The sequence below is a fragment of the Micromonospora sp. BRA006-A genome (assembly GCF_033433935.1).
In the GTDB taxonomy this organism is placed as follows: domain Bacteria; phylum Actinomycetota; class Actinomycetes; order Mycobacteriales; family Micromonosporaceae; genus Micromonospora; species Micromonospora aurantiaca.
In genome coordinates this window covers 1,861,536-1,882,299 of sequence record NZ_JANCLW010000001.1, presented here as the reverse complement: position 1 = coordinate 1,882,299, position 20,764 = coordinate 1,861,536, and the positions used below count along the sequence as shown (strand labels likewise).

The following is a 20,764-nucleotide window of genomic DNA, read 5'->3' as shown; positions in this document are numbered from 1 at the left end:
GTGAGCACCGGACCGGTCGATCCGGACGACGGCGGGGGCACTCCCCCGCCGTCGCCGTGTTGCGCGCCGAGACGCCCGCCCGCCGCCGGCACCGGCGCCGCGGCGGGGGCGAGCACCGTCCGCTCACCACACGGGGGTACGGACGACCTGATCGCGCTGCCCGGCGGCACCTTCCTCATGGGCACCGACGACCCGGAGGGCTTCCCGGAGGATCTGGAGGGACCGGTCCGCCCGGTGACGGTGGGCCCGTTCGAGATCGCCGCGACGCCGGTGACGAACCGGCAGTTCGCCCGCTTCGTCGACGCCACCGGCTACCGCACGGATGCGGAACGGTACGGCTGGTCGTTCGTCTTCCACCTGCTCCTGGTGCCGTCCGCGCACCCGTACGTGCTCGACGCGTCGGTGCCGCAGGCGCCGTGGTGGCTGGCCGTCGAGGGGGCGTACTGGGCCGCTCCGGACGGACCCGGGTCGGACGTACGCGGGCGCGAGCAGCATCCCGTCGTGCACGTCTCGCACCGGGACGCCGAGGCGTACTGCCGCTGGTCCGGCACCCGGCTGGCGACCGAGGCCGAGTGGGAGTACGCGGCGCGCGGCGGCCTGTCCCAGGCCCGCTACGCCTGGGGCGACGAACTGACCCCGGACGGGCGGCACCGCTGCAACATCTGGCAGGGCGCCTTCCCCGCTGTCAACACCGCTGAGGACGGGTTCGCCGGCACCTCTCCGGTGACCACGTTTCCGCCGAACGGCTACGGCCTCTACGACGTCGCGGGCAACGTTTGGGAACTCACGGCCGAACCCTGGCGCGACCACCGCGGCCGCATCTCATCAGGTGAGAGCGTCATCAGGGGTGGTTCGTACCTGTGCCACGACTCCTACTGCAACCGATACCGCGTGGCAGCACGGAGTCGGACCACCGTCGACTCGTCGACCGGCAACACCGGGTTCCGGGTGGCCCGGTAGCCGGACGCTGATTGGTACCTGCCGACCCCGCTGAACTGGCCCTTTTGCATCGGGTACCACGCTCATAGTGTCCCGCCTCACAGGCTACGAGCGCCCTTGGCGTTCTTCGCGATGGGACACACGAATGAATCGGCTGAAGATAACGCTGCCCGCCGTGCTGCTCGCCACGGCGCTGGCTCTGACCGCGTGCAGTAGCGACGGCGACTCGGAGACCGCCACCGGCGGTGGTTCCGGCAACGGTACGGTCACCCTCGGTGCCTACCTCGAGCCGGTGAGCCTCGACCTGACCGCCGAGGCCGGCGCCGCGATCCCGCAGGTCCTGCTCTACAACGTGTACGAGGGCCTGGTGCGCCAGAACGCCGGCACCGGCGAGGTGGAGCCGCTACTGGCCAGCGAGTGGAAGGTGTCCGACGACGGCACCAAGTACTCGTTCAAGCTGCGCGACGGCGTGACCTTCCACGACGGCCAGAAGCTCACCGCGCAGGACGTGGTGTGGAGCTTCAAGCGGGTCACCGCCGAGGGCTCGACGAATCCGTTCAAGTCGCAGATGACAGTCGTGAAGACCGTCGAGGCGCCGGATGCCTCCACCGTGGACGTGACGCTGTCCCGGCCCAGCCAGAGCTGGCTGTTCGACGTCGCCGGCCGCGTCGGCGTGGTCCTCAAGGAGAACGCCACCGACCTGGGCACGAAGCCGAACGGCACCGGCCCGTTCAAGTTCGACAAGTGGAACCGCGGCGACAGCATCACGCTGGTGCGCAACGACGGCTACTGGGGTGAGAAGGCCAAGGTCGGCACCGCCGTCTTCCGGTACATCACCGACGCCAACGCGCTGAACAACGCGATGCTCTCCGGTCAGCTCGACATCGTGGCGAACATCCAGGCGCCGCAGCTGCTCGAGGTGTTCAAGGGCAACAAGCAGTTCGAGGTGGTCGAGGGCAAGACGACCGGTGAGGTCGTCCTGGCGATGAACAACGCCAAGGGCCCGCTGGCCGACGCCCGGGTGCGCCAGGCCATCCGCCACGCGATCGACCACGACGCGCTCATCAAGACCGTCTGGTCCGGCTACGGCACGAAGATCGGCAGCATGGTGCCGCCGAGCGACCCGTGGTACGAGGACCGCACCGGCGACTTCCCGCACGACCCCGCCAAGGCCAAGCAGCTGCTCGCCGAGGCCGGTCACGCGGGCGGGCTCACCCTGACCATGGACGTCCCGCCGCCCGGCTACGCCCGCGCCTCCGCGCAGTTCGTCGCCTCGCAGCTCGCGGAGGTCGGCATCAAGGTGACCCAGAACAACGTCGAGATGCCGCAGTGGCTCGACAAGGTGCTCGGCAAGGCCAACTACGACCTGTCGATCATCGCCCACGTCGAGCCGCGTGACCTGGTCCGCTACGGCCAGCCGGACTACTACTACCGCTACAAGAACCCGGCCGTCACGCAGCTCATGAACGAGGCCGACACGGCTCTGGACGCGGCGACCCGGGACAAGAAGTTCGCCGAGGCCGCGAAGGTCATCTCGCAGGAGGCCGCCAGCGACTGGCTGTTCCTGCTGCCGAACCTCGCGGTGATCCGCGACGGCGTCGAGGGCTACCCGAAGGACGCGGTGACCCAGTCCTTCGACGTCACCAAGGTGTCCAAGAAGTAATCAGCTCCACGAACACAGAAGGACCTGGTGGGCTTCCGCCCTCCAGGTCCTTCTGCTCATCCCCCCGCTCCCCGCTCCCCGCTCCCCGCTCCCCGCTCCCCGCTCCCCGCTCCCCGCTCCCCGCTCCCGCGATCTTGCACTTGCGGCCCCTGGCGCGGGGAATTTGACACCTTTCGCCGGGGCACCAAGTGCAAGATCGCCGGGTTAGGAGAGCCGGGGATGCCCGGGAGTCCTGATCTGCACACAGGGGACGGACACAGTCGAGGCGAGCTGCCTGCGTGGCCGAGACCGCGGGGCGTCGACACAACGCACTGCCGAGCGAGGGCTGACCTGCGGGCGGACGCCTACCGCCCCGCCGACGACCACGTCCAGGCCCAGAGTGCGGCCTCTGCGTTCGCCCCGGCGCGACGCAGCGAGCCGCCGAGGGCAGCTCATTCCGGCTCCCCTCGGCAAGCCGAAGGGCTGACGTGCTGCCAAGTGGGTCGGCCTTGAACGCCCCGGTGCGTCGATCTTGGAGTTGTGGCGCCTGGGATGTCCTGTAAGCGAGCTGTGTGAGGTGCCACAAGTCCAAGATCGGCGGGGCTGCACCGAGCGCGGACGAGCCACCGGCCGGCGGGCTGGAACGACGCGAGGCGGGCTCCGTCCGGGTGGACGGAACCCGCCTCGATCGTCACGCGCCTACGGTGCCGGCGCGAGGTGAGACAGCGTGCGTGTCAGCTGAGCCGGGTGGAGGGCGTCCGGCGGCGTCCCCGCAGGTGCATCCCCAGCAGGCCGACACCGAGGATGGCGGCGGCCAGCAGGCCCGTGGTCACACCCGTGGAGAGCGTGGGGCCACCGGTGTTACCGGAGGCGAGAACCATGCCGTTCTGCGACTCCTGCTCAGTGGTGTTGCCCGCCGGGGCGGCCTTGGGCTTGGGCTTGTCCTTGCCCTTGCCGTTGTCGGCACCGGCCGGCGCGGGGACCGGGGTCTGGGCCAGCGCCTGGGTCGCCGCGGCGAAGGTCTCCGGCGTCACGTCCGGGGCGTTGCCCTGCGTACGCCACTGCTTGAGCTGCTTCATGCCCTTGCAGGCCGAGGGGTAGCGGTCGCAGTAGCTGGTGGTGTTGCCGATGCTCTCGGACGACAGGACCGCCTTGGCGATGGCACGGGCGAGTGTGCTGGCGCCGGCGTTGAAGATGGCGTTGAGCTGGCGGCTGTCGGCCGGGTCGTTGATCTGGAGCGCCTCGCCCTTGCCGGTGGACACCGCGAACACGGTGTCACCGTCGCCGAGCGTGTGGATCGGGCTGATCGCGCGGGCCATGCCGTCGTGCGCGTTGCCGGACATGCGCTGCGCGGCGGCCTTCTCCAGCGGGGCGTTGGTGGCGACCACGGCGATAGTGGTGTTCGCCGGCTGCTCGGCGGCGGCGGCCGGCGGGGTCGGCGGGTTGCACTCCTTCTTCTTGGGAGCCTTGTACCCGGCGAACTCGTTGCCGATGCCGTACTTGACGCCGTACAGGGTGCAGTCGGCCGGGTCGACCGGGGAGCCGGCCGGGTTGACGATCACCATCGCGCCGACGTAGATGCCGTCGCCGAGGTGGACGCTCGCGGTGCCGACGCCGCCGCGCATGCCGCCGCCACGGGCACCGGTGCCACCGCCGACGCCGCCCTGGCGAACGGGACCGTCCGAGGTGGCCTGTGCCGCGAGGTAACCCCACTCGGCGGAGGTGCGGGCCTTCGGGTCACCGCCCCGGCCGAGGTCGAAGATGTCCGCGGCCGGCACGATCGGGGCGACGCCGCCGGCGCCGACGCGTACGCCCTCACCGCGGTCCTCCAGCCAGCGGATGATGCCGTTGGTGGCCGACAGCCCGTACATGCTGCTGCCGCCGAGCTGGATCGCGTTGACGCCCGGGTTCGAGTTCAGCGGGCTGAGCAGGTCGGTCTCCTTGGTGGCGGGGGCGCCACCACGCTGGTCCACACTCGCCACGGACATCTGCGGCATGTAGACGACCGAGGTGCCGGTCAGGTACGGAGCGGTGTCGGACTGGACCTGGCCGACCTGGATGCCGGGGACGTCGGTGATGGCGTTGTGGGCGCCCGGGGCACCGGCGGCGGGGTTGGCCGACGCGGGCGACCCGACGAGCACGAGTCCCGGACAGACCAGGGCTGCCGCGGCGAACGCGGCGAATCTGGACGACTTCATGCAGCTTCTCCCATGTGAAGCGGTGCGACCTCCGCCCCGATCCGGGGCGGTCGATGCATTGGGCAACTGGTGGTCCCCCGTGGTACACGACGAGATGTGGGGGAGGCTACTGGTCAGACCAGTTGAAGGGAAGAGCCAGCTCAGCTGATGACCGCCTCGGATAATCCGAGGTCAGGCCACATCAGGCGGATTCAGAGCAATACGTCCACCATCGAGCGCCGCGCCTCCGGCACGTACTCGGCGTAGTAGTGGTGCAGCTCCTTGCGGGTCAACCGGGCCACCTCGTCGGCCTCGCCCGCCCGCATCGCGTCGATGACGCGCCGATGGTGCGCGAGCGTGCGCTCCATCAGGGCCTCCGGGTCCGGAGCCTGGGCGAGCTTGGTCGAGATCAGGTCCAGCACCATGCTCCGGACCGCGTCGAGGCAGAGCACGAGCAGCTCGTTCCCGGACAGCCGGGCGACGTGCTCGTGGAAGCGGAGGTCCGCCGCGCTGAACGCCTCGTATCCCTCGGCGACCGCGTCGCGCATGCCCGTCAGCGCCTGCTCCAGCTCGTCCAACTCGGACGGTGACACCAGCCGGGCGGCGACCGATCCCGCCGCCGACTCGATGATCATCCGGAACTGGAGCAGCTCCGCCACGCCGAGCCGCCGGCTGTCCACGACCCGGGCGAACAGCTTGCGCATCGCCGAGGCGGTCGAGGCGATCACCTGCGGCCCGAGCGGGTCACCGGGGCGCGAGCGGACCAGGCCGCTGCTCTCCAGCACACGCAGCGCCTCACGCACCGTGGACCTGCTGACGTCGAACTGCGTGGTCAGCTCGCGCTCGCTCGGCAGGCGGTCCCCCGGCCGCAGATCCCCGGCGGCGATCCGTTCCTCGACCTGCCGGACGATCCCCTCGTACGCCCTCACGGTGCGCACTGGCGCGAACGAGACACCCTTCGGCATGGCGAACCTCCCGACGCACGGCGGCCTCGCGCCGCTGGGAACAACGGTACGGTGCATCGACCCGCGCGGTGGTCAGCCCCTGCCCGCCACGACGAGTGCGCAGGCCGCGCGGCGGGTCACCGGAGCAGCCGGCGGGCGCACGGGCCGTCGTGGTCGGCCCGCAGCAGGCAGCGCCGGCCGTCGCCCATCCGCAGATCGCAGAAGACCCGATGGCGTACGCCCTGCTCGTCCTCGGCCGAGACGGTGGTCTCGCCCGGGTCTGCCTGGGCGAGCACACCGGACCAGCGGGCGACGACCCGGGCCAGGCGCACGGCGCCGGCCAGGTCACCGGCGACGACCGGCAGGTGGATGACGAACCGCTCGCGGGAACTCATCGACGGTACGCTCCCGCGTTCATCCGCCTCTGCGCCTGCTCGGACTGCCAGCACCGCAGCGCGTCCCGGACCCGCGCGGTCTCCTCCCGGCTGACGCCGAGCGCCCGGTAGACGTCGGCCAGGTCGAGCGCCACCCGGTCGAGGAACTCGTGCACCTCGGCCGGGTCGAGCCCGCGCCGGCCCAGCCGAGTCGTCCGGAACCGCCGTTCCCGCACCTGCCAGGGGCGCAACGGCGTGTAGTTGGCCGCCCGGTAGCAACCCGGCGGGGTGGTTCCGCGACCGGCTCGCGCGCGCCGACCGGGCCACCGGAGGTTCCACCGCACGAACACCTGCCTCTCGTGGTCGAAGGGACTGGAAGGGCGGGACCACCCGCCCGCCGCGCGCGGGCGGACCCGCCCGCCCCGCCACCGCAGCGTCACTTCGCGGTACGGCACCGGGGCAGTCGAGATTGAGCGCACTCGAAGGAGTCATGTCCGCCGGTTACCGCGCGAACACGCTCCGACCATAGCAAGAATCCAACATGGCTACAATCCATCATTGCCATAAGGCCTTGATGGATCAGATCTACCGGGGCACAAGGCTTACGTCATGACCATCGATCCGCGCTCGCACACGCCGGTCTACGTCCAGCTCGCCGACCTGATCCGAGAGCAGATCGAATCGGGCGCGCTGCCGCCCGGGGCGAGCGTCGGTAGCGAGTCGCGGCTCAGCCAGGAGCACCAGATCGGCCGCGACGCGGTCCGGATGGCGATTTCGCTGCTGCGATCGGAAGGGCTCGTCACCACAAGCCGTCCGCTCGGCACGCGGGTCCGGGAGACGCCGCAGCGCAGGCAGGTGGAGCTGGCCGCGGGCGCGAGAGTCGTCGCGCGGATGCCTACCGGCGCCGAGCGCCGGAACATGCTGCTGGACGAGGGCGTACCGGTGCTCGAGATCCACGGCCCGGAGGGCGACGTGGAGTTGCTGCCGGGCGATGAGGTGGAGCTGACCCGCCCGGCACACGACTGAGCCGGGCGGCGCTCGTCAGACGGTGGGCGTACCCATCGCCACGTCGTCGACCTTGATGTTGATCTCGGCGGCTCGCAGCCCGTACGCCTCGATCGCGGACGCCACCGCGGCCCGGACCTCGCCCGTCACCTGCGGCACCGGGTACCCGGCGTCGATCACGAGGACGAGGTTGACCACTGCCGACCCGTCGCTGACGTGCGCCGAGCAGCCGCGCCGCGCGTCCCCGACCTGCTCCAGCCCGACCCGGTCCAGCACGGCGTTGAAGAAGCGGGCGATGTCGCCACCCAGCTCGGCAACCCCGGGCACCGACTTCGCGGCGGCCACCGCGATCTTCTCGACCACCTCGTCCGAGACCGAAGTGCTCCCGCCCGCCACGGTCCCAGGCATCGCCGGCAGCTCCTGAGTAGCGTCGTGCTCCACGCGCCCCACCCTCCCTCGTCCGAGGGAGCGTACATCGACCGTCGATCATGGAGTTACGGCCCCGGCAGAAGCCGCGAAGCAGGCGTGCCCGGGGCCGCAACTGCAAGATCGCGGGGAGCGGTGGAGGCGGGGGCGGAGGGTGGGTCAGGAGCCCAGCTGGGAGAGCAGCTCCTCCGCCGCGGCGTACGGGTCGATCGCGCCCTCGGCCACCTTCGCGGCGAGCGTCGGGAGCTGCGTACCGTCGCGCAGTGAGCCGATCCGGGCGCGCAGCACGCCCAGCGCGATGGCCTCTATCTCGGCGGCGGCCCGCGCCTCCCGGCGGCGGCGCAGCTCGCCGTGGCGCTCCAGCCAGTCGCGGTGCTTGTCGATCGCGGCGGCGATGTCGTCGATGCCCTCGGCACGGGCGGCGATCGAGCGCACCACCTGCGGACGCCACTCCCCCGGCCCGCGCTCGCCCAGCGCGATCATGCCCTGGATGTCGCGGACGGTGGCGTCCGCGCCGTCCCGGTCGGCCTTGTTGACCACGAAGACGTCGGCGATCTCCAGGATGCCGGCCTTCACGGCCTGGATCGCGTCGCCCATGCCCGGCGCGAGCAGCACGAGCGTGGTGTCGGCCAGCGAGGCCACCTCCACCTCGGCCTGCCCGACGCCGACGGTCTCGACCAGCACCACGTCGCAGCCGGCACCCTCCAGCACCCGCACCGCCTGCGGCGTCGCCGCCGAGAGCCCGCCCAGGTGGCCCCGGCTGGACATCGAGCGGATGTAGACGCCCGGGTCGGTCGCGTGGTCCTGCATCCGGACCCGGTCACCGAGGATCGCACCACCGGTGAACGGGCTGGACGGGTCGATCGCCAGCACGCCGACCCGGTGCCCGCGCGCCCGCAGTGCCCGGACCAGCTCGTTCGTGGTGGTCGACTTGCCCACGCCGGGCGAGCCGGTCAGGCCGACCACCTGGGCGTGCCCGGCGTACGGCGCGAGCGCCGCCGCCACCTGCGGCAGCACCTCGTCGCCGGACTCGACCAGGGTGATCAGGCGGGCCACCGCGCGGGGGTCACCCGCGCGGGCCCGCTCCACCAGCATGGGTACGTCCCGGCTGCGGCGCACCGGGCCGGTGGCCGCCGCCGGGGCGTTCTGTGCATCGTTCACAGGTATCAGCAATCAGCTCTCGGCGCCGTTCGGCACGTGGATGATCAGCGCGTCGCCCTGCCCGCCACCGCCGCAGAGCGCCGCCGCGCCGGTGCCGCCGCCGCGCCGCTTCAGCTCCATCGCGAGCGTGAGTACGAGGCGGGCGCCGGACATGCCGATCGGGTGGCCGAGCGCGATCGCGCCGCCGTTGACGTTGACCTTGTCGGGGCTGATGCCCAGGTCACGGGTGGACTGGATGCCCACTGCGGCGAACGCCTCGTTGATCTCGATGAGGTCGAGGTCCTCGATGCTCAGGCCGCCCTTCTTCAGGGCATGGTTGATCGCGTTAGAGGGCTGCGAGTGCAGGGAGTTGTCCGGGCCGGCCACGTTGCCGTGGGCGCCGATCTCGGCCAGCCAGGTCAGGCCCAGCTCCTTGGCCTTGGCCTTGCTCATCACGACCACGGCGGCCGCGCCGTCGGAGATCGGCGAGGAGCTGCCGGCGGTGATGGTGCCGTCCTTGGTGAAGGCGGGACGCAGCTTGCCGAGCGACTCGGCGGTGGTGTCCGGGCGGATGCCCTCGTCCTCGCTGATCACCAGCGGGTCGCCCTTGCGCTGCGGGATGACCACCGGGGTGATCTCGTCGCCGAAGTGGCCGTTCTTCTGCGCGGCGGCGGCGCGCTGGTGGCTGGCCGCGGAGAACGCGTCCTGCTCCTCGCGGGTGATGCCGTGCTTCGCGCCGTGCCGCTCGGTGGACTCGCCCATCGAGCAGCAGTCCCAGGCGTCGGTGAGGCCGTCGAGGGCCATGTGGTCCTTGACCGTCACGTCGCCGTACTTGTAGCCGGAGCGCTGCCCGAGCAGCAGATGCGGGGCGTTGGTCATGGACTCCATGCCGCCGGCCACCACGACGTCGAACTCACCGGCCCGGATGAGCTGGTCGGCGAGCGCGATCGCGTCCAGCCCGGAGAGGCAGACCTTGTTGATGGTCAGCGCCGGGGTGGACATCGGGATGCCGGCCTCGACGGCCGCCTGCCGGGCCGGGATCTGCCCGGCGCCGGCCTGGAGCACCTGACCCATGATCACGTACTGGACCTGCTCGGGCGCGACGCCGGCGCGCTCCAGGGCCGCCTTGATCGCGATGCCACCGAGCCTGGTCGCGGGGAGGTCCTTGAGGTTGCCCAGCAGGCGCCCCATGGGGGTCCGCGCGCCGCTGACGATCACCGAAGCCATTGCCTGCCTCCGAGGGGGTGCCGACCTGTACGCCTTAACGATTGTTCGGTCAGACTAGCGTCATGGCTGAGAACTCCCCCATCGAGCCCGCTGCCGAGTTTGTCACAGACATCGGCCTGCGCCGCATCGACCACGTCGGGATCGCCGTGGCCGACCTGGACGCCGCGATCGACTTCTACCAGCGCACGTTCGGGATGCGCTGCGTGCACACCGAGACAAACGACGAGCAGGGCGTACGTGAGGCGATGCTCACGGTCGGCCCGGACGCCTCCGGCGGCATGGTGCAGCTGCTCGCGCCGCTGTCCCCGGACACCACGATCGGCAAGTTCCTGGACAAGCGCGGTCCCGGCATCCAGCAGGTGGCGTACACGGTGGCGGACATCGACGTGGCCTGCGCGGCGCTGCGTGAGCGCGGCGTCCGGCTGCTCTACGACGCACCCCGGCGTGGCACGTCGGACTCCCGGGTCAACTTCGTGCACCCCAAGGACGCCGGCGGCGTGCTGATCGAGCTGGTCCAGCCCGCCTGAGATGCAAGGAAGGGCCCCTTCTTAACAGACGTCTGTTAAGTGAGCGTTTGAGAAGTGGTGGGGTTGGGCGGCGTGTCGTGTTGGAGGTGAGGGAAGGCCCTCGGTAGGTCCGGTGGTGTCGAGCCAACCGTTTCCGTGCCGAGGGCCTTCTGATGTCGTTGTACCCGATCGTCGATGCGCAGTCCGCTTCGCCCCGCCGTTATCCGCCGCAGCGGGTTCGGCGGGAGCGGGAACGGGCGGCGCGGCGGCGGTATCCCGGTGATCTGACCGATGCGCAATGGGCGTTGATCGCGCCGCTGGTCACGCCGCCGGTAGGGGGTCGTCGGGGCACGGTGTCCGCGGCGCGCACCGGGCCGTCCACAGCCCCGACCACCTCGCCACCGTCGCCGCCGAACTCAACGGCCGCCCACGCAAAACGCTCGGCTGGGACACCCCAGCCGAGCGCCTCGCTAAGCTCCTAGCCGTCACCGACTAGCCAACGTGTTGCAACGACCCCTTGAAACCGCCCACCGAGTGTTAAAAGGGGGCCCTTCCTTACATCGGGTCAGTGGGCGGCGCAGCCGCCTACCGGGGCGGGCGGGACGGCCGGTGCGCCGATCGTCGGCAGGCCGAGCAGCACCCCTGGGGTACGCGGAACCTGTCCCGCCTCGGCCGCGTCCCCGGCCCGGGTGCGCCGGTGCGCCAGCGGCGCGCCGTCGGCGTTGAGGTGGTGCGGGGCGGCGTACGTGACGACTGTGTGCACGATGTCGCCGGGGCGGATCCGCCCGGCCAGCTCACCGGTGGCGAAGTGCACGAGCCGGCCGTCGCGGGCCCGGCCGGACATCCGGCCGGTGCGCTCGTCCTTGCGGCCCTCGCCGACCGCCACCAGCACCTCGACGGTCTCGCCGACGAGCTTCTTGTTCTCCGCCCAGGTGATCTCCTCGACGCAGGCGATCAGCCGCTCGTAGCGCTCCTGCACGACCTGCTTGGGCAGCTGCCCGTCCATCGTGGCGGCCGGGGTGCCGGGACGCTTGGAGTACTGGAACGTGAACGCCGAGGAGAACCGCGCCTCCCGTACCACGTCGAGCGTGCGGGCGAAGTCGGCCTCGGTCTCGCCGGGGAAGCCGACGATGATGTCGGTGGTGATCGCCGCGTCCGGCATCGCCGCCCGGACCTTGGAGATGATCCCCAGGTAACGCTCCGACCGGTACGAGCGGCGCATCGCGCGCAGCACGTCGTCCGAGCCGGACTGCAACGGCATGTGCAGCGAGTGGCAGACGTTGGGCGTCTCGGCCATCGCGGCGATCACGTCGTCGGTGAAGTCCTTCGGGTGCGGGCTGGTGAACCGCACCCGCTCCAGCCCGTCGATGTCGCCGCAGGCGCGCAGCAGCTTGCCGAACGCGTACCGGTCGCCGAACTCGACGCCGTACGAGTTGACGTTCTGCCCGAGCAGCGTCACCTCCAGCACGCCGGAGTCGGCCAGCGCGCGGACCTCGGAGAGGATGTCGCCGGGGCGGCGGTCCTTCTCCTTGCCGCGCAGGGAGGGCACGATGCAGAACGTGCACGTGTTGTTGCAGCCGACGGAGATCGAGACCCACCCGGCGTACGTCGACTCGCGCCGGGTCGGCAGCGTGGAGGGGAAGACCTCCAGCGACTCCAGGATCTCGACCTCGGCCGCGGCGTTGTGCCGCGCCCGGTCCAGCAGCGCCGGCAGCGAGCCGATGTTGTGCGTACCGAAGACGACGTCCACCCAGGGCGCCTTGCGGACGATGTCACCGCGGTCCTTCTGGGCCAGGCAGCCGCCGACAGCGATCTGCATCCCGGGATGTTTCGCCTTCACGGGGCGCAGATGACCCAGGTTGCCGTAGAGCCGGTTGTCGGCGTTCTCCCGGACCGCGCAGGTGTTGAACACCACCACGTCGGGCTGCTCGTCGGCCTCCGCGGCGCGCACGTACCCGGCGTCCTCGAGGAGGCCGGAGATGCGCTCGGAGTCGTGCACGTTCATCTGGCAGCCGTACGTACGCACCTGGTAGGTGCGCGGGCTGCCCGCGGCTGCGGTAGTCATGACCCGGACAGCGTATCCGGGTGGAGCCGATCGGATCGAACGAGGAGTAGCCGTGTGCCGGAGCATCAAGACCCTGCGTGAGCCGTACGTCCCGGTGGTGACCGAGGAGGACATCCGCGCCGCCGCGTTGCAGTACGTCCGGAAGATCTCCGGATTCCGTACCCCGGCCGCGCACAACGCGGCCGCGTTCGACGCCGCTGTGGACGCCGTGGCCGCCGCCACCGCGACGCTGCTCGACCAGCTCGTGGTGCGGGGGCAGCAGCCGGCGGCCCGGGGCTGAGCCCGCGGCCGCCACCGCTCGCCGCCGGAGGGGACACGGCGGCGAGCACCTGTCACGGGTGCCGACCGGCGTCCGCGCTCAGGCGGCGGCGAGCGCCGGGGCGACCGTGTCGGGGGCCCAGCGGGAGCGGTGGCACTGCGACCAGCCCCGGCAGCGCGCGTCGGCGACGGTGCAGAGCCGGTGGTGGCTGAGCACCTCGCCGTCGTCGGTGTCGGCCACGTCGAAGTGCACCGGCCGGATGGTGCCGTCCGGCGCGACCAGCAGGTGCCGGCCGGCGTCGAGCGTGTCGTCGCGCATCAGGCAGTTGCGGCCCAGCAGCCGGGCCAGCGCCGCGATCGCGGGCAGCTCGGACAGGCTCTCGGGCACCCCGTAACAGTCGACCACGGTGCCGTACAGCCCGGGCGCCTCCCACACGTCGCAGACCACCGCGTACGCGGGGAGCCGCATCGGGTCGGCGACGGCCATGGGCATCACCACCCGGCCGAGCGCCTCGGCCAGTGCCGGGTAGACCTCCACCGGCTCGCCGCCGTCGATTCTCCAGTTCCACAGCTCGGTCATGCCGCCTCCTCGCTGCGCTCGTTCCACCGGCCTCCGGATCGGGCCTTAATGACGATGGTGGGGTGCATTTGACCTCAGCCGGGCGCAAGTTACCGGTCTGTGACCATTCCGGGCAAAATTCCCTCGGGCGACGTTGCCCGGAGTAGCTGGAAGATGACAGTTTATCGGGTACGGTGCCGCGGCGACGGTCCAGCCGCGCCGTGGATCCGGCGGTTCAGCGCACCCGGATCAGGTGCTCCGAAGCCGGCAGCAGCTCGCCGATCACAGTGCCGCCCGGCACCTCACCGGCGACCAGCAGGCCACCGGAGGTCTGCGCGTCGGCCAGCAGCAGCTGCTCCCCCTCGTCCGCGCCGCCGAAGTCGGTCCACGGGGTGACCCATTCCAGGTTGCGCCGGGTGCCGCCGCTGACGTACCCGTCGCGCAGCGCCTCCCGCGCACCGGGCAGGTACGGCACCGCCGCCGCGTCGATCGCCACCGTCAGGCGGCTCGCGCGGGCCAGCTTCGAGGCGTGCCCGAGCAGGCCGAAGCCGGTCACGTCGGTGCCGCAGCGGATGCCCGCGGCGATCGCCGCGCGGGCGGCGTCCCGGTTGAGCCGGGCCATCGACTCGACCGCCTCCGGGAAGCGCTGCCCGGTCTGCTTGTGCCGGGTGTTGAGCACGCCCACGCCGAGCGGCTTGGTCAGCGACAGCGGCAGCCCGGCCCGCCCGGCGTCGAGCGTGATCAGCTCCTCCGGCCGGACCACGCCGGTGACCGCCAGGCCGTACTTCGGGCCGTCGTCGTCCACGCTGTGCCCGCCGGCCAGGTGGCAGTTCGCCTCCCGGGCCACGTCCAGACCGCCGCGCAGCACCTCGCGGGCCATCTCCGGCGGCAGCACGCCGCGCGGCCAGCAGAGCAGGTTGAGCGCGACGAGCGGGGTGCCGCCCATCGCGTACACGTCGGAGAGCGCGTTGGCGGCGGCGATCCGCCCCCAGTCGTAGGCGTCGTCGACCACCGGGGTGAAGAAGTCGGCGGTGCTGACCAGGCCCGTACGCTCGTCCAGCCGGACCACCGCGGCGTCGTCGCCGTTCTCCAGGCCGACCAGCAGGTCGGCCGAGCCGCCGGTGGCACCGAGACCGGCGACCATCGCCTCCAGCTCGCCGGGTGGGATCTTGCAGGCGCAACCGCCACCACGTGCGTAGTCGGTCAGCCGGATCGCGTCGGTCACCGCCTTATGATCTCCGGCCTGCCCCGGCGGCGCCACCCGGCCCCACCGGCGGGTGACGAAATTCGGACGGGCCGGTACGCCGGTGACCGGTGTTACCGCTCCGTGACCATCTGAGTTGCGATCTGCCACATCACCCCGCCTACAGTTGCCCAACCGGGGGTCGACCGACCCCCGAATTCCGCCATGGACGACAGGGACGGTGGACGACGTGACGACGGGCGACCCGCTGATCGTGCTCGACGGGGTGAACAAGTGGTTCGGGCCGCTGCACGTGCTCGACGACGTGTCCCTGTCCGTCGGCCGGGGCGAGGTGGTCGTGGTCATCGGCCCGTCCGGCTCCGGCAAGTCGACGCTCTGCCGCACCATCAACCGGCTGGAGCCGATCGACAACGGCACCATCACGTTCGACGGGCAGGCGCTGCCGGCCGAGGGCAAGCCCCTGGCCAAGCTGCGCAGCGAGGTCGGCATGGTGTTCCAGTCGTTCAACCTCTTCGCGCACAAGACCATCCTGGAGAACGTCACGCTGGGGCCGGTCAAGGTCCGCAAGGAGAAGCCGGCCGCGGCCCGTGAGCGCGGCCTGGCCCTGCTGGACCGCGTCGGCATCGCCAACCAGGCGGACAAGTACCCGGCGCAGCTCTCCGGCGGTCAGCAGCAGCGGGCGGCGATCGCCCGCGCGCTGGCCATGCAGCCCAAGGCGATGCTGTTCGACGAGCCGACGAGCGCGCTGGACCCGGAGATGGTCGGCGAGGTGCTGGACGTGATGACGTCGCTGGCGAGCGAGGGCATGACCATGGTCGTGGTGACCCACGAGATGGGCTTCGCCCGGCACGCGGCCAACCGGGTCATCTTCATGGCCGACGGCAAGCTGGTCGAGGACGCGCCGCCGGCCGAGTTCTTCGCGAACCCGCGCAGCGAGCGGGCCAAGGACTTCCTCTCCAAGATCCTCACCCACTGAGCGTCCGTAGTGGAGTCGTCCCGTCGACTCCGTCGAAGAAGGAGATGAGTATGCGTTACAAGCGCGTGGCGGCGGTGGCCATGATGGCCTCGCTCGCCCTGTCCGCGGCCGCCTGCGGCAAGGAGGGGAACCCCGCTCCCAGCGGCGGCGGCAACGCCAGCGGTGGTGCGCAGGGCGACAACTGCAGCAGCTCGGGCGTCACCTTCACCCCCAAGACGGACGCCAACGTCGCCGGCAGCCCGGCCTTCGAGAAGATCAAGTCGGCCGGCAAGGTCGTCATCGGCGTCAAGTTCGACCAGCCGAACCTCGGCTACAAGGACGCCCAGGGCAAGCGCTGCGGCTTCGACATCGAGATCGCCCAGTACGTCGCCAGCACGCTCGGCGTCGACCCGGCGAAGATCGAGTACAAGGAGATCGCGTCCGCCAACCGGGAGACCGCGATCAAGGGCGGCGAGATCGACTACTACGTCGGCACCTACTCGATCACCGACAAGCGCAAGAACGACGTCTCCTTCGCCGGCCCGTACTTCGTCGCCGGCCAGGACCTGCTGGTCCGCAAGGACGAGTCGTCGATCACCGGCAAGGACACGCTCAAGGGCAAGAAGGTCTGCTCGGCCACCGGCTCCACGCCGATCCAGAAGATCCGCGACGAGGGCCTGACCGAGGGCGAGAACATCGTCGAGTTCAAGACCTACTCCGAGTGCGTCTCGCAGCTGCTCGACAAGAAGGTCGACGCGGTCACCACCGACGACGCCATCCTCAAGGGCTACGCCGCGCAGAACCCGGACGAGCTCAAGGTCGTCGGCCAGCCGTTCAGCACCGAGAAGTACGGCATCGGCCTGCCCAAGGACGACAAGGCGCTGCGTGACTACGTGAACGACCAGATCGAGGCGGCGTTCACCGACGGCACCTGGAAGAAGATCTACGACGGCACGCTCGGCAAGTCCGGCTCGCCGGCCACCCCGCCGCAGCTCGAGCGGTACTGACGGTCCGCACCGACGTCGGACCGGGCGGGGAGGTCCTCCTCCCCGCCCGGTCCCGTCTGGAGAGAGTGAGAGCGAGGTATGGGCGAGTTCTTCCGCGTCCTGACGGACAACGCGAGCCTGTTCCGCGAGGGGTTCTACAACACCGTCAAGCTGTTCCTGATCGCCGGCGTCGGCAGTCTCGTCCTCGGCATGCTGCTCGGCGCGATGCGGGTGTCACCGGTCCCCGCGTTGCGGGCGTTCGGCGCCACCTACGTCAACCTGGTCCGCAACACTCCCCTGACGCTGGTGTTCGCGTTCCTCGTCTTCGCGGTGCCGAAGCTGGACGTCAACATCGACTACTTCAACAGCGCCTGCATCGCGCTGATCGCCTACACCTCGGCGTTCATCTGCGAGGTGGTCCGCTCCGGCGTGAACACGGTCGCCACCGGCCAGGCCGAGGCGGCCCGCGCGCTGGGCATGACGTTCGCCCAGGTGCTGACGCTGATCGTGCTGCCACAGGCGCTGCGGGCCATGGTCCCGCCCATGATGAGCGTGCTCATCGCCATGCTGAAGAACACCACGATCGCCGCCGGCTTCTCCGTGCTGGAAGCGGGCGCCATCCCGGCGTACATGTCGGAACGGGGTGAGCCGCAGTTCATCGTGCTCACCTGGATCGTGATCGGCTTCCTGATCCTGATCATCCCGCTGGTGGTGCTCCAGCGGATCCTCGAGCGCAAGTGGGCGGTGGCCCGGTGAGCAGCAGCAGCGTCCTCTACGACATCCCCGGCCCGAAGGCCCGCAGGCGCAACCGGATCCTCGGCATCGTCTCGATCGCGGCGATCGTCGCGCTGATCGCGTTCGTGGTCTACAAGTTCAACCAGACCGGCCAGTTCGAGGCCCGCAAGTGGGAGCAGTTCCAGTACACGGCCGTGCAGCGGGAGCTGCTGAACGGCCTCTGGGCCACGCTGAAGGTCGCCGCCGTCGCCACCGTGCTGGCACTGCTGTTCGGCGCGTTCTTCGCCAGTGCCCGGCTCAGCGACAAGGTGTTGTTCCGCGCTCCCGCCACGTTCGTGGTGGAGCTGTTCCGGGCCATCCCGCTGCTGATCCTGATCTTCTTCGGCTACTACGTGCCGCTCCAGTACGGCTGGCCGATCGACAAGTTCTGGGCGCTGGTCATCGGGTTGACGCTCTACAACGGCTCGGTGCTGGCGGAGATCTTCCGCGCCGGCATCAACGCCGTGCCGTACGGGCAGTCCGAGGGCGCGTACGCGATCGGCATGCGCAAGAACCAGGTGCTGCGGCTGATCCTGCTGCCGCAGGCGTTCCGGTCGATGCTCCCGGCGATCGTGAGCCAGCTCGTCGTCCTGCTCAAGGACACCGCGCTCGGCTTCATCATCACGTACCCGGAGTTGCTCTTCGTGGGCAAGCAGATCGGCGGCCGGCTGGCGTTCGGCCTGCCGTACGTGCCGACGTACCTGATCGTCGCGGCCATCTACATCAGCATCTGCGGCCTGCTGTCGGTGCTGGCCTGGTGGCTGCAGAAGCGGCTGACCCGGCTGCCGCGCACCGCGGCCAAGCCGGTGGCGGCCACGCAGACCGACGGTGGCACCGGCGCCACGCCGCTGTGAGCTGACGTCGTCCGACGGACACGGAACGGGCGGGTGGGGTTCTCCCCCACCCGCCCGTTCTCGGTCTTGCCGGTCTAGCGGGCGATCTCGGTGACCCGGGACTCGCGCACCACTGTCACCCGGATCTGACCCGGATAGGTCAGCTCCTCCTCGATCTGCTTGGCCACGTCCCGGGCCAGCACCGCCGCGCCGATGTCGTCCACGTCGTCCGGCTTGACCATCACCCGGATCTCCCGGCCCGCCTGCATGGCGAAGACCTTCTCCACGCCCAGCTTCCCGGCCGCGATCTCCTCGATCCGCTCCAGCCGCTTGACGTACGCCTCGAGGCTCTCCCGCCGCGCGCCCGGCCGCCCGCCCGAGCAGGCATCAGACGCCTGGGTCAGCACCGCCTCGATGGTCTGCGGCGGCACCTCGTTGTGGTGCGCCTCGATGGCGTGCACCACGTCCTCGCTCTCGCCGTACTTGCGGGCCACGTCCGCGCCGATGATCGCGTGGCTGCCCTCCACCTCGTGGGTGAGCGCCTTGCCGATGTCGTGCAGGAACGCGCACCGCTTGATCGTCGGCACGTCCAGCCGCAGCTCCGCGGCCATGACGCCGGCGATGTGCGCGGTCTCCACCAGGTGCTTGAGCACGTTCTGCCCGTACGAGGTCCGGTAGCGCAACCGGCCCAGCAGGGTGACCAGCTCCGGGTGGATCTCGGTGATGCCGACCTCGACCAGCGCGTCCTCGGCGGCCCGGAGGCACAGCTCCTCGACCTCCTGCCGGGCCAGGTCGTAGACCTCCTCGATCCGGTGCGGGTGGATCCGGCCGTCGAGGACCAGCTTCTCCAGCGTGACCCGGCCGACCTCGCGGCGTACCGGGTCGAAGCAGGACAGCAGCACCGCCTCGGGCGTGTCGTCGATGATCAGGTTGACGCCGGTGACCGACTCGAAGGCGCGGATGTTGCGGCCCTCCCGGCCGATGATGCGCCCCTTCATCTCGTCGCCGGGCAGGTGCAGCACGCTGACCACGCTCTCCGCGGTCTGCTCGCTGGCGACCCGCTGGATGGCGTCCACGACGATGTTGCGGGCGCGCTGCTCGGCGCTGCCCCGGGCGTCCGCCTCGATCTCCCGGACCAGCAGCGCGGCCTCCCGCTTCGCCTGCCCCTCGATCGACTCGACAAGCTCGGCGCGGGCCGCGTCGGCGGTCAGGCCGGCCACCCGCTCCAGCTCCCGGCGGCGCTGCTCCTCCACCTCGGTCAGCGTCCGCTCGCGTTCGGTCAGGGCGGCCTCCCGGGCGGCGAGCGCCGCGGTGGCGGCGGTGAGCTGCCGTTCCCGCTCGGCCAGCCGCTCCACCTCCTCGGTGTGCAGCCGCTCCCGCTCGTCCATCCGGGCGGCGCGGCGTTCCACCTCGGCCGCCTGTTCCCGGGTGGTCGCGGCCAGCACCGCCACCTCCCGCTCGCCGCTGCGCCGTGCGGTGGCGCGCAACTGCTCGGCGTCCGCCTCGGCCTGCTTGTGCGCCCGCTCCAGCACCGTGTCGGCCTCGGCGCGGGCGTCGTCGAGCACCCGCCGCGCCTCGGCCCGGGCCGCCTTCGCCTCCGCCTTGGCGGCGGCCGCCTCGGCGCGCGCCGCCGCCGCCGCGGACTTGGCCACGTCGATGGTGCTGTTCACCTCGTCGGCGGCCGTCCGCAACGCCGCGAGGGACTGTTCCTGCCGGTCCTTCTCCGCGATGAAGGCCGGATCCTCCGGCGCGGGTGCCAGGCTGAGCCGCTTGAGGGTACGCACGCCGAACAGCACGGCGCCGACCACCACCACGACCAGCAGCAGCACGACCAGGAGGAGGACGACGTCGAAGGCGCTCATCGAGTCGCTCCGCCGGCCCGGCCGGCGTCGCCGGCTCGTCGATACCCGGTGGCCGGGCTGTCGCCCGCCGATGCGGGGTCGGGGCCGTGTGGCAGACCGCCGGTGAACCTGTGCCGCCCTGCCATGGCCGCCTCCCCCTGAACGTCGGCGCCGCAGGACACGCGCGAAGGACACGCGCCTGCGGCTCTGGACGCCCGACCGGAGCGGCTGGCTGTGGGCAGCTTTCCGTCGGCGGTGTCCCGCGTGGGGCACCGCTGGCGGCCGGTTGCAGTTGTCGGAGGCTCCGAAAGGTTCCGGAGCTTCCGTCAAGGGCCGGTGTAGCTGGCCAAAGTGATGCTGTTCTGTTACGAGATCTATGTTGTGCGCTTAGCCTGCGCTGGTCGGGCAAAGTGAGCCTGTATGGCGAGGCTAGGTCGCGAGGGGCCGTTCGGTCAAGGAGTCATGATCAAACCACCCGGACGGAGAGAAGTTACGGCGTCACTCACTGGTTATCGGATGCCGGACAGGCCAGGACAAACCCCGCCCCTCAGCGCCACTGCTCGCCGCTCCCGACCTGCTCAGGCCGCCTCCCCCATCGACGCCGCCCGCCACCTGCCCACACGATCAAGGAGTTGACGTCACCCCACGGCCCCTCCGGTGACGCAAACCCCTTGATCACCGCGCCGGGCCAACCGGGCCGTCACAGGCACGCCGGCGAGGGAGGCGCGACGACCCCTCCCCGCCCCTCCCGCCCTCCCCGCACGATCATGAGGTTGACGGGCTCGATCATGAAGTTGGCCTGGACAAACCGGACGGGAAGTGCCGTCAACTTCATGATCAACCGGGCTGGGGCGGCGGGAGCGGGGCGGGCTGGGGCGGGCGGGAGCGGGGCGGGGCGGGTGGGTCGGG

20 protein-coding genes are annotated in these 20,764 nt (G+C 70.9%); 9 read left to right on the top strand and 11 right to left on the bottom strand.

Going from position 1 to position 20,764, the window contains the following annotated elements:
* Together NMK34_RS09085 and NMK34_RS09080 are read left to right on the top strand one after the other, a co-directional pair.
* Positions 1-960 (top strand): formylglycine-generating enzyme family protein, encoded by a 960-nt coding sequence (locus tag NMK34_RS09085; protein ID WP_318333009.1) that lies wholly within the window; start codon positions 1-3, stop codon positions 958-960.
* Between the two features lie 124 nt (positions 961-1,084).
* The gene (locus NMK34_RS09080) at positions 1,085-2,602 is read left to right on the top strand and encodes an ABC transporter substrate-binding protein (protein ID WP_114918645.1); all 1,518 of its coding nucleotides are present in this window, start codon (positions 1,085-1,087) and stop codon (positions 2,600-2,602) included.
* 713 nt (positions 2,603-3,315) lie between these two features.
* On the opposite strand, the gene NMK34_RS09075 is transcribed toward NMK34_RS09080, so the two are convergent.
* The 4 genes from NMK34_RS09075 to NMK34_RS09060 all read right to left on the bottom strand — a co-directional run bounded on the left by NMK34_RS09075 (position 3,316) and on the right by NMK34_RS09060 (position 6,420).
* Entirely contained in the window at positions 3,316-4,779 is a 1,464-nt protein-coding gene (locus NMK34_RS09075) for a P1 family peptidase (protein ID WP_318333008.1), read from the bottom strand.
* A gap of 191 nt (positions 4,780-4,970) precedes the next feature.
* Positions 4,971-5,696, bottom strand: a complete 726-nt coding sequence (locus NMK34_RS09070) for a FadR/GntR family transcriptional regulator (RefSeq protein ID WP_318333007.1) — start codon at positions 5,694-5,696, stop codon at positions 4,971-4,973.
* Positions 5,697-5,839: 143 nt separating this feature from the next.
* Entirely contained in the window at positions 5,840-6,097 is a 258-nt protein-coding gene (locus NMK34_RS09065; protein ID WP_194800618.1) for a hypothetical protein, read from the bottom strand.
* On the bottom strand, positions 6,094-6,420 hold the full coding sequence (locus NMK34_RS09060) for a DivIVA domain-containing protein (protein ID WP_318336301.1): 327 nt from the start codon (positions 6,418-6,420) through the stop codon (positions 6,094-6,096). The genes NMK34_RS09065 and NMK34_RS09060 overlap by 4 nt, the downstream gene beginning before the upstream one ends.
* A gap of 265 nt (positions 6,421-6,685) precedes the next feature.
* On the opposite strand from NMK34_RS09060, the gene NMK34_RS09055 reads away from it, so the two are divergent.
* Positions 6,686-7,102, top strand: coding sequence for a winged helix-turn-helix domain-containing protein (locus tag NMK34_RS09055; RefSeq protein WP_030503874.1), 417 nt, complete (start codon positions 6,686-6,688; stop codon positions 7,100-7,102).
* A 15-nt stretch (positions 7,103-7,117) separates the two neighbouring features.
* On the opposite strand, the gene NMK34_RS09050 is transcribed toward NMK34_RS09055, so the two are convergent.
* From NMK34_RS09050 to NMK34_RS09040, 3 genes are all read right to left on the bottom strand, one after another.
* Positions 7,118-7,489: an Asp23/Gls24 family envelope stress response protein gene (locus NMK34_RS09050; protein WP_412098863.1), complete on the bottom strand. Its 372-nt coding sequence runs from the start codon at positions 7,487-7,489 to the stop codon at positions 7,118-7,120.
* Positions 7,490-7,666: 177 nt separating this feature from the next.
* Complete coding sequence (meaB, locus tag NMK34_RS09045; RefSeq protein WP_412098862.1) at positions 7,667-8,668, bottom strand: methylmalonyl Co-A mutase-associated GTPase MeaB; 1,002 nt, start codon at positions 8,666-8,668, stop codon at positions 7,667-7,669.
* Between the two features lie 12 nt (positions 8,669-8,680).
* Positions 8,681-9,874, bottom strand: a complete 1,194-nt coding sequence (locus NMK34_RS09040; protein ID WP_120573447.1) for an acetyl-CoA C-acetyltransferase — start codon at positions 9,872-9,874, stop codon at positions 8,681-8,683.
* Between the two features lie 62 nt (positions 9,875-9,936).
* Between NMK34_RS09040 and mce the strand changes: the two genes are divergently transcribed.
* On the top strand, positions 9,937-10,401 hold the full coding sequence (gene mce, locus NMK34_RS09035) for a methylmalonyl-CoA epimerase (protein ID WP_318333005.1): 465 nt from the start codon (positions 9,937-9,939) through the stop codon (positions 10,399-10,401).
* Positions 10,402-10,945: 544 nt separating this feature from the next.
* Here the strand turns inward: mce and miaB are convergent.
* The gene (gene miaB, locus NMK34_RS09030; RefSeq protein ID WP_318333004.1) at positions 10,946-12,445 is read right to left on the bottom strand and encodes a tRNA (N6-isopentenyl adenosine(37)-C2)-methylthiotransferase MiaB; all 1,500 of its coding nucleotides are present in this window, start codon (positions 12,443-12,445) and stop codon (positions 10,946-10,948) included.
* A gap of 52 nt (positions 12,446-12,497) precedes the next feature.
* Between miaB and NMK34_RS09025 the strand changes: the two genes are divergently transcribed.
* Positions 12,498-12,725, top strand: a complete 228-nt coding sequence (locus NMK34_RS09025) for a DUF2277 family protein (RefSeq protein WP_013284740.1) — start codon at positions 12,498-12,500, stop codon at positions 12,723-12,725.
* Between the two features lie 78 nt (positions 12,726-12,803).
* Here NMK34_RS09025 and NMK34_RS09020 read toward each other — a convergent pair whose 3' ends face one another.
* Complete coding sequence (locus NMK34_RS09020) at positions 12,804-13,283, bottom strand: hypothetical protein (protein WP_013284739.1); 480 nt, start codon at positions 13,281-13,283, stop codon at positions 12,804-12,806.
* 214 nt (positions 13,284-13,497) lie between these two features.
* Entirely contained in the window at positions 13,498-14,487 is a 990-nt protein-coding gene (gene selD, locus NMK34_RS09015; protein ID WP_071096278.1) for a selenide, water dikinase SelD, read from the bottom strand.
* 199 nt (positions 14,488-14,686) lie between these two features.
* On the opposite strand from selD, the gene NMK34_RS09010 reads away from it, so the two are divergent.
* The 4 genes from NMK34_RS09010 to NMK34_RS08995 all read left to right on the top strand — a co-directional run bounded on the left by NMK34_RS09010 (position 14,687) and on the right by NMK34_RS08995 (position 18,035).
* Positions 14,687-15,442 carry an amino acid ABC transporter ATP-binding protein gene (locus NMK34_RS09010; protein WP_030269781.1) on the top strand — a complete coding sequence of 252 codons (756 nt, stop codon included), beginning with the start codon at positions 14,687-14,689 and terminating at the stop codon, positions 15,440-15,442.
* Positions 15,443-15,492: 50 nt separating this feature from the next.
* On the top strand, positions 15,493-16,428 hold the full coding sequence (locus tag NMK34_RS09005) for a glutamate ABC transporter substrate-binding protein (RefSeq protein WP_013284736.1): 936 nt from the start codon (positions 15,493-15,495) through the stop codon (positions 16,426-16,428).
* A 78-nt stretch (positions 16,429-16,506) separates the two neighbouring features.
* Entirely contained in the window at positions 16,507-17,163 is a 657-nt protein-coding gene (locus NMK34_RS09000; RefSeq protein WP_013284735.1) for an amino acid ABC transporter permease, read from the top strand.
* Positions 17,160-18,035, top strand: coding sequence for an amino acid ABC transporter permease (locus NMK34_RS08995; protein ID WP_318333003.1), 876 nt, complete (start codon positions 17,160-17,162; stop codon positions 18,033-18,035). The genes NMK34_RS09000 and NMK34_RS08995 overlap by 4 nt, the downstream gene beginning before the upstream one ends.
* Positions 18,036-18,109: 74 nt before the next feature.
* Here NMK34_RS08995 and rny read toward each other — a convergent pair whose 3' ends face one another.
* Complete coding sequence (gene rny / locus NMK34_RS08990) at positions 18,110-19,876, bottom strand: ribonuclease Y (RefSeq protein ID WP_282313438.1); 1,767 nt, start codon at positions 19,874-19,876, stop codon at positions 18,110-18,112.
* Between the last annotated feature and the right edge of the window lie 888 nt (positions 19,877-20,764).

Excerpts from the sequence above, each read along its gene's own strand:
- NMK34_RS09080 (WP_114918645.1), top strand. The coding sequence starts at position 1,085 with ATGAATCGGCTGAAGATAACGCTGCCCGCCGTGCTGCTCGCCACGGCG.
- NMK34_RS09075 (WP_318333008.1), bottom strand. The coding sequence starts at position 4,779 with ATGAAGTCGTCCAGATTCGCCGCGTTCGCCGCGGCAGCCCTGGTCTGT.
- NMK34_RS09065 (WP_194800618.1), bottom strand. The coding sequence starts at position 6,097 with ATGAGTTCCCGCGAGCGGTTCGTCATCCACCTGCCGGTCGTCGCCGGT.
- NMK34_RS09055 (WP_030503874.1), top strand. The coding sequence starts at position 6,686 with ATGACCATCGATCCGCGCTCGCACACGCCGGTCTACGTCCAGCTCGCC.
- NMK34_RS09050 (WP_412098863.1), bottom strand. The coding sequence starts at position 7,489 with ATGCCTGGGACCGTGGCGGGCGGGAGCACTTCGGTCTCGGACGAGGTG.
- NMK34_RS09040 (WP_120573447.1), bottom strand. The coding sequence starts at position 9,874 with ATGGCTTCGGTGATCGTCAGCGGCGCGCGGACCCCCATGGGGCGCCTG.
- mce (WP_318333005.1), top strand. The coding sequence starts at position 9,937 with ATGGCTGAGAACTCCCCCATCGAGCCCGCTGCCGAGTTTGTCACAGAC.
- miaB (WP_318333004.1), bottom strand. The coding sequence starts at position 12,445 with ATGACTACCGCAGCCGCGGGCAGCCCGCGCACCTACCAGGTGCGTACG.
- NMK34_RS09020 (WP_013284739.1), bottom strand. The coding sequence starts at position 13,283 with ATGACCGAGCTGTGGAACTGGAGAATCGACGGCGGCGAGCCGGTGGAG.
- NMK34_RS09005 (WP_013284736.1), top strand. The coding sequence starts at position 15,493 with ATGCGTTACAAGCGCGTGGCGGCGGTGGCCATGATGGCCTCGCTCGCC.
- NMK34_RS09000 (WP_013284735.1), top strand. The coding sequence starts at position 16,507 with ATGGGCGAGTTCTTCCGCGTCCTGACGGACAACGCGAGCCTGTTCCGC.
- rny (WP_282313438.1), bottom strand. The coding sequence starts at position 19,876 with ATGAGCGCCTTCGACGTCGTCCTCCTCCTGGTCGTGCTGCTGCTGGTC.